Below are 10,263 nucleotides of genomic sequence, written 5' to 3'. Positions count from 1 at the left end.
TACCCCTTCCCTTGAGGTGTTGTCGTGATGTTGCCGACTAAAAAAAGTCTGTCTGTTTTGTTGAGCGCCCTGTGCCTGAGCGGCATGGCCCACGCCACCGACGTTACCGGTGCCGGCTCCAGCTTCGTCTACCCGGTGCTGTCCAAGTGGTCGCAGGACTACAGCAAGAATTCCAGCAACCGCATCAACTATCAGTCGATCGGCTCCGGCGGCGGCATCGCCCAGATCAAGGCAGCCACCGTGGACTTCGGCGCCTCCGACGCGCCACTGTCGGCTGACGATCTTAAAGCCGGCGGCCTGGGTCAGTTTCCCAGCGTGATCGGTGGCATCGTGCCGGTGATGAACGTCGAAGGCGTGGCCGCAGGCCAGCTGAAACTCGACGGCGACACCCTGGCAAAAATCTTCCTCGGTGACATCAAGGCCTGGAACGACCCGGCCATCGCCGCACTCAACCCTGGCGTGAAGCTGCCAAGCGCGAACATCACCGTGGTGCACCGTTCGGACGGCTCCGGCACCTCGTATAACTTCACCAACTACCTGGCCAAAGTCAGCGACAGCTGGAAAACCAAGATTGGTTTCGGCACCACCGTGCCGTGGCCGGTCGGTGTGGGCGGCAAGGGCAACGAAGGCGTTTCGGCCTACGTGAAGCAGATCAAGAACTCGATCGGTTTTGTGGAATACGCCTACGCCCTGCAGAACAAAATGACCTTTGCCTCACTGAAGAATGCCTCCGGCAAGTTCGTCGAGCCTAACGCCAAGGCGTTCCAGGCCGCCGCCGACACCGCCGACTGGGCCAGTGCCAAAGACTTCAACCTGATCATGACCAACGCCCCAGGTGAAGGCGCATGGCCGATTACGGCCACCACCTGGATCATCATGTACAAGCAGCCCAAGAATGCCGAGCAAAGCCAGGCGGCGTTCAGCTTCTTCAAGTGGTCGCTGGAAAAAGGCCAGGAACAGGCTGCAGCCCTGGACTACGTCGCATTGCCGGGCTCCCTGGTGTCGCGAATCGAAGATTACTGGAAGTCTGACTTCGTCCACTGATACGCCCTACGACCGCCTTCCTCGATCACTGAGGAAGGCGCTGAGCCCCTCTGATATGAACGACACGGTCCACACCCTGGTTATGACTACTCACGCGAGCGACACCGGGGGCGACCGCCGCGCCGCCCGCGATCAACGCCACGACCTGTGGTTCAAACGCTCGATGTTCGGCGCCGCCATGCTGGTACTGGCGCTGCTGGGCGCTATTGCCGCCTCGACCCTGTGGGGCGGCGGGCTGGCGTTCAAGACCTTTGGTTTCGGTTTCATCACCAGCACCGAGTGGGATGCCGTCAATAACCACTTTGGTGCCGTAGTGCCGATCTACGGCACCCTGGTCACCTCCTTTCTCGCCTTGCTGATTGCCGTGCCGGTGAGTTTCGGCATCGCGATTTTTCTGACTGAAGTTGCGCCGCCCTGGCTGAAAATGCCGGTGGCCTCGGCGATTGAGTTGCTAGCCGGTATCCCGTCGATCATCTATGGCATGTGGGGCCTGTTCGTGTTCGGGCCATTTATGGCCGAACACCTGTCGCCGTTGATCAATGATTACCTGGGCGCCCTGCCCTTTGTGGGCTCGTTGTTCCAGGGGCCGCCACTGGGGATCGGCATGCTCACCGCCGGAATTGTGCTGGCGGTGATGATCATGCCGTTTATCACCTCGGTGATGCATGAGGTGTTTCGCAGCGTGCCCACGCAGTTGAAAGAATCCGCCTACGCCTTGGGCAGCACGACGTGGGAAGTGGTGTGGGACATTGTTCTGCCTTACACCCGCTCGGCGGTGGTCGGCGGTATTTTTCTCGGCCTCGGCCGCGCCCTCGGCGAAACCATGGCGGTGACCTTCGTATTGGGTAACGCGCAACAGTTTTCCGCCTCGTTGCTGATGCCCAGCAGCTCCATCGCCTCGGTCATCGCCAACGAGTTCAGCGAGGCCTACACCGACCTGCATCGCTCTGCGCTGATCGCCTTGGGCTTCCTGCTGTTTATCGTGACCTTCGTCGTGCTCGCGCTGGCGCGGCTGCTGCTGATGCGCTTGTCGCGCAAGGAAGGGCTATGAACGCCAACGAACGCCTGTACCACAAACGTGCAATTAAAAATGGCGTGGCCATGCTCCTCAGTTGCGGCGCCACCGCCTTTGGCTTGCTGTGGCTGACGTGGATTCTGCTGACCACCATCATCAACGGCTTCCAGGCCCTGAACCTGCGCCTGTTTACCCAGATGACGCCACCGCCCGGCACCGAAGGCGGCCTGGCCAATGCGTTTTATGGCAGCGCGTTGATGTCGGCTATCGCACTGGTGATCGGTACGCCCATCGGGCTGATGGCCGGTATTTGGCTGGCAGAATTCGCACGCCATTCGCGCCTGGGGACTACGGTGCGTTTCATCAATGACATCCTGCTGTCGGCGCCCTCGATCGTGCTGGGTTTGTTCATCTACACCGGGGTCATCCTGCCGCTGAACCTGCTGACCAATCATCAGGTCGGCTTCTCTGCCATCGCCGGTGCGCTGGCGCTGGCGCTGCTGGTGATTCCGGTGGTGGTGCGCACCACCGATGAAATGCTCCAGCTGCAACCCTCCACCATGCGCGAGGCGGCCCTGGCACTCGGCGTGCCGCAGTGGAAGCTGACGCTGCAAATTGTGCTGCGGGCGGCCAACGCCGGCGTAGTCACCGGCATCCTGCTCGCCCTGGCCCGCATCACCGGCGAAACCGCACCGCTGCTGTTCACCGCCTTTGGCAATCAGTTCTGGAGCAGCAACCTGCTCAAGCCGATCGCCAGCGTGCCCGTGGTTATTTTCCAGTACGCCATGAGCCCTTTCGACGACTGGCATGCACTCGCCTGGGCGGGTGCGTTGGTCCTGACGTTGTTCGTGCTGGTACTCAGCCTGGCATCCCGCCTGATTCTTTTACGCAATAGGTCTCACTGATGGACGCCACCGGCATTGCTTGCGACAAAACCAAAATCCAGGTGCGTGGGTTGGAGTTCTTCTACAACAACCAACGCTCGCTCAAATCCATCGACATGGATATCCCGGAAAAACGCATCACCGCCATCATCGGCCCTTCCGGCTGCGGCAAGTCCACCATGTTGCGGGTGTTCAACCGCATCTACTCGATGTACCCCAAGCAGGAAGCGCGCGGTGAGGTGCTGCTCAACGGCGAAAACATCCTCGCCCCCGGCTACTCGATGAACCGCCTGCGCAGCCACGTGGGCATGGTGTTCCAGAAGCCGGTGCCGTTTCCGATGTCGATCTACGACAACATCGCCTACGCGGTGCGTCACCACGAAAAACTCTCGCGCCGCGAAATGAACGACCGCGTCGAACAAGCCCTGCGTGGCGGTGCGCTGTGGGATGAGGTCAAAGACAAACTCAACCAGAGCGCCCAAAGCCTCTCCGGTGGCCAGCAACAACGCTTGTGCATCGCCCGTACCATCGCGCTGCGTCCGCAAGTGCTGCTGCTGGACGAACCGACCTCCGCCCTCGACCCGATTTCCACCGGGCGCATCGAGCAGTTGATTACGGAGCTGAAGGCGCAGTACACGGTGATCATCGTGACCCACAACATGCAGCAGGCCGCGCGGGTGTCGGACAGCACCGCGTTTATGTTCATGGGCGAATTGATTGAGCATGGCAAGACCGATCAGATCTTTACCACGCCGAAGATGAAGCAGACCGAGGATTACATTACCGGGCGGTTTGGCTGAAACCCGCCAATGAGCCGCCTCTTTGCAGGCGGCTTTCTACGCCCTCCCAATGGCGTAATAGAGACAGGATTTACGCCCGGTAAATGTCCACATGGGGGCGGCCATCGCTGCGAATGACCCCGCGATACATGCCTTCGGTATTAAACGGCAGGGTGACATTTCGTTGATGGTCCACAGCTATCAAGCCGCCATAGCCGCCGAACTGCAGCACCGAGTCATGGATAACCGCATGGGCTGCATCGGCCAGGCTCGCGTGGCCATACTTCATACGCGCCGCCACATCATAAGCGGCCATGGCCTTCATGAACGCTTCACCCATGCCGGTTGCCGACACGGCCACCTGGGTATCGGCATAGGTACCCTGGCCGATGATGGGACTGTCACCGACCCGTCCATAACGTTTGTTGGTCAGGCCGCCCGTAGAGGTCGCGGCAGCCAGGTTGCCGGCGCCGTCGCACGCCACCGCGCCAACCGTACCGAACTTGGTTTCGCTCGGTGCCTTGAGCTCGGTATGGTCCAGTATCGCCTGGGTCGTCTCACGCACCGCCAACAGCTGTTCCCAGCGCAACGGGGTGTGAAAATAGGCAGCGTCGGCGGTGTCGAGGCCCTGGTCGCGTACGAACGCTTCGGCGCCGGCGCCGCACAGCAGCACGTGCCCGGTTTGCTCCATCACCCGTCGTGCGGCCAACACCGGGTTGCGCACCTGGGAAATCCCGGCAATGGCCCCGGCGCGCCGGGTCTGGCCGTCCATCACGGCGGCATCCATTTCATGCAAGCCTTCGTGGGTAAACACCGACCCACGCCCGGCATTGAAGAGTGGGCAATCCTCCAGCACCAGTGTGGCGGCGACCACGGCGTCGAGGCTGCTGCCTCCCTGCTGCAACACGGCGTGCCCGGCCAACAAGGCCTGCTCAAGGGCCGCTCGATGCTGCTGCTCTTGCTCAGGCGCCATCGTTCCGCGTTTCAGCGTGCCAGCGCCACCATGGATGGCAAGTACAAACTCAGTCATTTCAATTCCAGCCCATAAAAAATGTATGAAGGAGAGGCGCGCAAGCAGGGATCAATAAGGGAAGGGCGGTTGCTGACGGGTCATTGCTTCCAGCAAGGCCACCAGGGGTGCGATGACCCGCTGAGGGTCGCCGAGGACCAGCTGGCGATCGCCGCAATCGATGACGCCCGCAATATCGGGGGATTCACCACGCCGGGCTTTTTCTTCCTGCATCAGACGGAAGGGAATATTGCGCATGAACAGGAACCCCTGGCGTTTGGCATCGACATCCAGCGCCTGCAGATGGGTATGCAGGCGGGTGCCGTTATTTTCCCTGGCGTTGGCCTCGAGGAAAAAACAACGCCCATCCGCCATCCCGAAGTCGATGCCGATTTCACCGCGATAACCGGCACGGTGGTAATGCGCAACCAACTGCCGGCACCCGGCAACGCCCTCCTCCACGGCCTGCAGGTCGGCCACGCTGGCATTGCCCCAGTGCAAGGCTTCACAGTTGTTATGAATGGCTGACAGGTTGAGGATCTGCCGGGTCACCAAGCGTGGCCGTACAACCTCTGCAACCTCGAAGGTGACGTTGTAGTACGCCACATTGGCGCGATGAAAATCGATGTATTCCTGGACCTGGTATTCCTCGCCGATCATCGCCTTTCCGACGTCCGAGGCCATGAACTGCTGCAAGGCCGCAACGTCCGGTAGACGGTAGAAGCGCCGGCGCTGGTCTTCGAACCGAGTACGATCCGTCGCGGGCTTGATGATGTAGCCGACCTGGGGATCCAGCCGGCGTTCGATGTCGACGAACTGTTGCTCAGGTTCGCAGCAATACGTTTGCAAAAGCCCCAACCCCAGCTCGTTGCAGGTGTCCACGAATCGATTCTTGTTGCCCACCCATTCACGAATTTCCACTGATCAATTCCTTTTTTTCAATTGTGTCCGGACCTGATGTCGGCCCTGCTTCCTACTCGCTTGCCCTTCAACACCGGTTTTAGCGACGGGCCAGGAGGGTGGCGGATGCAGGCCCGTCCATTTCAGTCAATGCATTGCGCAATACCACCATCGCCATCAGGCAGGCGACCAACGCCACCAGCGCATTACCCAGCAACTGCCCCAGCAAGGCGCCCGAACTGCCCAGGGTGTGCGCGCCATACCAGACAAACGGCACCGTCCCGAGGCTGGCGCGAAGCCAGCCAAAGACCGTGACGTAAAGGGCGCGGCCGGTGGTAATGAAGACCGAGGTGGCGATGAACTGCAGACCAATCACTGTCCACAGCACCCCACCAAACCGGCAGAAGGCCTGCAGAATCAACAGGCCTTCGCCTTCCACATGAAAAAGCCTCTCCATCAGGCCTGCCGACACGGCCAGCAATAGCGAAATACCCGCCCCATATCCCAGCACCAACCAGTACGTCAGGCGGATGGCCTGGGCCGCTCGCGCTTTGTTCAGCGCACCCAGGTTCTGCGCCAGCACGGGACTCAGGGCGCCGGGCAACACAAAAAACACGCAGAACGCGAATTGAATGACCCGATCAACCACCGCAATGCCCGCCAAGGCCTGTGAACCGAATTGCGCCACCGTCGCCATCAAGTACGCCATGCCCACCGGCGTCGCCAAGTTGCCAAAAACAGAGGGGACCGCGATGCGGCAGATATGCCCGATATCCGCCCACAGTTGCACGGGTTCGAGCCGCGACGTCAGGCGCGCCACCCGATGTACGTAGTACCCGCCTACGCTCGCGGTGATGGTGCAGGACAGCACGTAGGCATAACCGGCACCGTCCAGCCCCAGGTCGAACAGGAAGATCAGCACCGGGTCAGCCACCGCCACGGCTGCGGTGGCCGCCAGCATGATCCACATGGCCTGGCGGCTGAGGCCGGCGGTGCGCAGCAGTTGCGCGCACATTTGCCCCACCGCCATCAGCACAGTCGCCGGCAGGGTAATCCACAAGTACGATCGGGCCGCCGCAAACGCATTGCCGTCGGCCCCCAGCAGATGCACGGCGGCGTCGAGGAACAGCAACTGGATAGCGGCCCCCACCACGGCCACAACAACCGCCAGCAATAACCCGGTGCTCGCCAGTTGGCGTGCTCGTTGCGGCTCGCCGGCGCCCAAGCGCTTGGACACCACCGTACCTGCCGCCACCGCCACGCCCAGCACCATGGAAGTGATGAAAAACATCAGCGTCTTGGCCACCGCAATCGCCGCCAGCAACGCATCGTCACGCAGCATTGCGATATAGACGACTGTCAGGATGTCGACCAAAAAGATCGACAAAAGGCTGGTGGCACTGGTGCATGTCATGATCACCATATGCCGAAGCAACGAGCCCTCGGTGAACACTGCCTTGTTACTCGTCATTGCTGCTTCCTGTCGGGCTGGCCGCTGTCATTATTGTTGTCAGTTGAAGACCGGCGCATACAGCAGGCCGCCCTGGTTCCACAGTTTATTCAGGCCACGGGGCATTTGCAGGTCGGACTCCTCACCGAAGTTGCGAGCAAAAATCTCTGCGTAATTGCCCACCTTGGCGATCACGTGCGCGGCCCAGTCGCTGCGCAAGCCCAGGAGTGCACCGAGGTCGCCTTCCAGCCCCAGCAGTCGGCGGGCTTCCCAGGGCAGCTCGGCGCCCGACACCGGAGCGTGAAGCAGGCGAGCTACCGCTTCGGCATCCAGGCCATACTCCTCGGCGGCAACCAGCGCGAAATGCACCCAGCAGACCACCCGGGCCCATTGCGTATCCCCTTCACGCACCGCCGACGAGAGCGGCTCCCTGGCCACGACGTCGGGCAAGATAACGTGCTGCTCCGGCGCGCCCAGCCGCATCCGTTCGGCGTGCAGGCCGCAGACGCCACTGGTGAAAACATCGCATCGACCTTCGAGATAGGCCATCAAGGCCTCGTCGTCATCGTGTACATACAGCTTCTCGAACGCCAGGCCATGGCGGGTGAAGTACTCGATAATGTTCTGCCCGCTGGTGGTGTGGTTGTCGCCTGCGTCACCCCGCACAATGCACAGCGTACAGCCGTCCAGATCCTGCAGCGATTGCGCCTGCCGCTCAAGCCGGACCATGGCGCCTTGGGTTTCATAAAACACCGTCGCGGCAAACTCGATGCCCAGGCTGCATTCACGGGTCATCGTCCAACTGGCGTTCCTGACCAGCACGTCGACTTCGCCCGTGGCCAATGCATGAAACCGTACCCCGGCGTCCAATGGGACGAATTGCACACGGCTGGGGTCCCCAAAGATCGCGGCGGCGATGGCGTGGCCGTAGTCGACGTTAAAACCGCTCCAGCGGCTGGGGCTTTCGGGCAACGCGAAGCCGGCCAGGTGCACGTTGACACCACAAATCAAAAAGCCCCGCTCACGAATAGCCGTCAGCGTGGGCGATAAGGGCGGATACGCAATGCGCGCAGAAGTGGCAGCGGTCATGGATAACGTCTCTCCTTGTACGTTCGGTTTCATCCGTTTGCCCGAGACGGCCGGGAACCGTAGACGGATGGCGACTGTAGCGACACACCTGACAATAGTGTCGCGTGCCTGTCAAAGTCGTTTTTTAAATACCCCTCGAACTGTGCCGGCGACAGATAGCCGGCATTGAGGTACTCGGCGGCGAGAAAGGCCTGCCAATCATCGGTTGCACACACATTGGCGAGTAACTGCGCGCCTTCCCTGACATCACGCGGCGGGCAATCTGCCGCAGCCAAAACCCCATAGGTCGAGCGGTAGCACAGATCGACACCTTGGGCGGCGGCGCTGGGAACCTCGGCGGCTCCGACACCGGCAGGCGTGGCCCCCGTGTAGGTGCGCGCGTGCTCAGAGAACAGGCACAGCGGCCTCACTCGCCCCGCCCGCCAGTTTTCGATTTCTTCGCCGGCCGAATTCACATGGGCTTCGATGCGCCGATCCACCAACTGTACCGAGGCGGCACCACTGCCTTGATAGGGGACGTATTGAAGGTCCAAATGCAACGAGGCTTGCAGCAGCCGCCACAGCAGGTGGTCCTGGGTATTGGAACCATCGCCGCCCACCATCGGCGCTGTGGGCGCGTTGCCCATTGCCTCGACCCACTGGCCCAGCGACGCGTACGGGCTCTGGCTGTTGACCCACAACAACGAATCTTCGGTGGCCAGGCCGGCGACAGCCGCCAGCTGCTGCCAACCAGGCTGGCGCTTGATCATCATGCCGGCATAGCTGCGGTCCCCCACCAGCAACAGGCTCAGGCTGTCGGGCAACGCCGCGCGCAGGCTGTCGGTGAGTGTACCCACCGCACTGACGGGCCGGTGGGTGACCTGGATCGGCTGGTCGGTCAGGCGCTGCTGCCGGGCGATACGTGCAATGGCTTGCGCCATGCGGTCGAGCAAGCGACCGCGCTGCGCCGGTACGATCAACTGAATCATGCTTGCGCGCTGGCCGGTTGGGTTTGCGCCTCCCGTGCCACTTCCGTCGCATAATCGATGTCGACTTTGCGCCGCCATTGCCGCGAAGCATCCTCAAAGCACAGCACGGCGAAGTCCGCGAGGCTCATGCCACGCTGACGCAGCATGCACGTCAGGAAGCTGTCGCAGGCCAGGCCCGGTTTGGAGTTGGCCTCCAGAAAGTACACGCCTTGCGCCGACACAATAAAGTCAAAACGGCAGGCGGTATCAAACCCTACATCATCGAACAGCACCCGGCTTATATCCCCCAGCAACCGGGTGCGCGGATCGTCCTCAGCGATAAAATGGATGCGATACCCAGGCTCCGTCCATTTTTCCGTAAAGCCCAGGAACGCTTTGGGGGTCAGCACTTGGGCCACCGGCAGTACAACCGTCTGGCCATCGATGCGCACGCAGCCGACGGTGTACTCCTCGCCGAGAATGCGCTCCTGCACCAGGTACTCTTGGGCATACCCCTGGGCCTGGCGCAGGTAGGCCTGCAACGCAGGCACCGTCACACAGCCAAGCACGCTGGTGTGTACCGAGCCCCCCAGGTCGTTGGGTTTGACAATGCACTCGATGCCACTGAAATCGGTCACGATGCGCGTCAGTTGCGAAAGGCTCGAATCGGCGCTGAACCGTGCGGTGCGAATGGGTTTCAAGCCATCGACCAGATGCTCGGCAACCAGTGACTGGGCCCACTTGTGACGGCTGATGGCTGCCGGGTAAACGCTGCCCAGGTTGGACAACACGCCCAGTACTTTGAAAAACCCCTGATAGACCCCGTCTTCCCCGTCAGTGCCTTGCAGCAAGGAAAACACGTAATGCTGGTTCGACGTTACGCTGTCGACAAACTCGGCCACCGACATCGGTTGCGCCTGCGCCAACTGCTGCGCAGTCACCGCCCGTGACAGGTCGCCACCGGCGCCGACCGCGATGTGCCGCATGCCGCCGCCGCGCTCGATGTAGTAGATATGTTCGACTTGAACCAAACCCGCCGTATCCGCGCCGATGTCATCGGCCATGGCTTTGAGCATCAGCAGCGAAGCATCGTGGGCCGTGCAGGCGCCGCCGGCCAAGAGCGAAATCCGAAGCGTCATAACAAAA

Annotated in this window: 10 protein-coding genes; 4 read left to right on the top strand and 6 right to left on the bottom strand. The window is 61.4% G+C overall.

Going from position 1 to position 10,263, the window contains the following annotated elements; all coding sequences use genetic code 11:
* The first annotated feature begins 27 nt into the window (after positions 1 to 27).
* From pstS to pstB, 4 genes are read left to right on the top strand one after another with little or no spacing between them, the layout of a single operon-like run.
* Positions 28 to 1,044: a phosphate ABC transporter substrate-binding protein PstS gene (gene pstS / locus FFI16_RS02865; protein WP_138814064.1), complete on the top strand. Its 1,017-nt coding sequence runs from the start codon at positions 28 to 30 to the stop codon at positions 1,042 to 1,044.
* Positions 1,045 to 1,099: 55 nt separating this feature from the next.
* Positions 1,100 to 2,095, top strand: a complete 996-nt coding sequence (gene pstC, locus FFI16_RS02860) for a phosphate ABC transporter permease subunit PstC (RefSeq protein WP_017139135.1) — start codon at positions 1,100 to 1,102, stop codon at positions 2,093 to 2,095.
* Positions 2,092 to 2,964 carry a phosphate ABC transporter permease PstA gene (pstA, locus tag FFI16_RS02855; RefSeq protein ID WP_138814063.1) on the top strand — a complete coding sequence of 291 codons (873 nt, stop codon included), beginning with the start codon at positions 2,092 to 2,094 and terminating at the stop codon, positions 2,962 to 2,964. The genes pstC and pstA overlap by 4 nt, the downstream gene beginning before the upstream one ends.
* Positions 2,964 to 3,743: a phosphate ABC transporter ATP-binding protein PstB gene (gene pstB / locus FFI16_RS02850; RefSeq protein ID WP_138814062.1), complete on the top strand. Its 780-nt coding sequence runs from the start codon at positions 2,964 to 2,966 to the stop codon at positions 3,741 to 3,743. Before pstA ends, pstB begins: the two co-directional genes overlap by 1 nt.
* Before the next feature lie 70 nt (positions 3,744 to 3,813).
* Here the strand turns inward: pstB and FFI16_RS02845 are convergent, their stop codons facing one another.
* From FFI16_RS02845 to FFI16_RS02820, 6 genes are all read right to left on the bottom strand, one after another.
* Entirely contained in the window at positions 3,814 to 4,752 is a 939-nt protein-coding gene (locus FFI16_RS02845) for an isoaspartyl peptidase/L-asparaginase family protein (protein ID WP_138814061.1), read from the bottom strand.
* Positions 4,753 to 4,803: 51 nt separating this feature from the next.
* Positions 4,804 to 5,652: a hypothetical protein gene (locus tag FFI16_RS02840; RefSeq protein ID WP_138814060.1), complete on the bottom strand. Its 849-nt coding sequence runs from the start codon at positions 5,650 to 5,652 to the stop codon at positions 4,804 to 4,806.
* A 79-nt stretch (positions 5,653 to 5,731) separates the two neighbouring features.
* A complete protein-coding gene (locus tag FFI16_RS02835) occupies positions 5,732 to 7,102 on the bottom strand; it encodes an MATE family efflux transporter (RefSeq protein WP_138814059.1) in 1,371 nt (456 codons plus the stop codon).
* Positions 7,103 to 7,141: 39 nt separating this feature from the next.
* Positions 7,142 to 8,170 (bottom strand): amino acid ABC transporter substrate-binding protein, encoded by a 1,029-nt coding sequence (locus FFI16_RS02830; protein WP_178112629.1) that lies wholly within the window; start codon positions 8,168 to 8,170, stop codon positions 7,142 to 7,144.
* Positions 8,171 to 8,199: 29 nt separating this feature from the next.
* Entirely contained in the window at positions 8,200 to 9,138 is a 939-nt protein-coding gene (locus FFI16_RS02825) for a tripartite tricarboxylate transporter substrate-binding protein (RefSeq protein ID WP_178112628.1), read from the bottom strand.
* A complete protein-coding gene (locus tag FFI16_RS02820) occupies positions 9,135 to 10,256 on the bottom strand; it encodes a hypothetical protein (RefSeq protein WP_138814056.1) in 1,122 nt (373 codons plus the stop codon). Before FFI16_RS02820 ends, FFI16_RS02825 begins: the two co-directional genes overlap by 4 nt.
* Positions 10,257 to 10,263 lie beyond the last annotated feature (7 nt).

The organism is Pseudomonas sp. KBS0710 (assembly GCF_005938045.2).
In the GTDB taxonomy this organism is placed as follows: Bacteria; Pseudomonadota; Gammaproteobacteria; order Pseudomonadales; family Pseudomonadaceae; genus Aquipseudomonas.
Note: the sequence above shows the minus strand (reverse complement) of the source record. Positions and strands in the feature narration are given on the sequence as shown.

What these genes read in the sequence shown, in the direction of transcription:
- pstA (WP_138814063.1), top strand. Translation starts at nt 2,092, where the DNA reads ATGAACGCCAACGAACGCCTGTACCACAAACGTGCAATTAAAAATGGC.
- FFI16_RS02820 (WP_138814056.1), bottom strand. Translation starts at nt 10,256, where the DNA reads ATGACGCTTCGGATTTCGCTCTTGGCCGGCGGCGCCTGCACGGCCCAC.
- FFI16_RS02830 (WP_178112629.1), bottom strand. Translation starts at nt 8,170, where the DNA reads ATGACCGCTGCCACTTCTGCGCGCATTGCGTATCCGCCCTTATCGCCC.
- pstB (WP_138814062.1), top strand. Translation starts at nt 2,964, where the DNA reads ATGGACGCCACCGGCATTGCTTGCGACAAAACCAAAATCCAGGTGCGT.
- pstS (WP_138814064.1), top strand. Translation starts at nt 28, where the DNA reads ATGTTGCCGACTAAAAAAAGTCTGTCTGTTTTGTTGAGCGCCCTGTGC.
- FFI16_RS02835 (WP_138814059.1), bottom strand. Translation starts at nt 7,102, where the DNA reads ATGACGAGTAACAAGGCAGTGTTCACCGAGGGCTCGTTGCTTCGGCAT.
- FFI16_RS02825 (WP_178112628.1), bottom strand. Translation starts at nt 9,138, where the DNA reads ATGATTCAGTTGATCGTACCGGCGCAGCGCGGTCGCTTGCTCGACCGC.
- pstC (WP_017139135.1), top strand. Translation starts at nt 1,100, where the DNA reads ATGAACGACACGGTCCACACCCTGGTTATGACTACTCACGCGAGCGAC.
- FFI16_RS02845 (WP_138814061.1), bottom strand. Translation starts at nt 4,752, where the DNA reads ATGACTGAGTTTGTACTTGCCATCCATGGTGGCGCTGGCACGCTGAAA.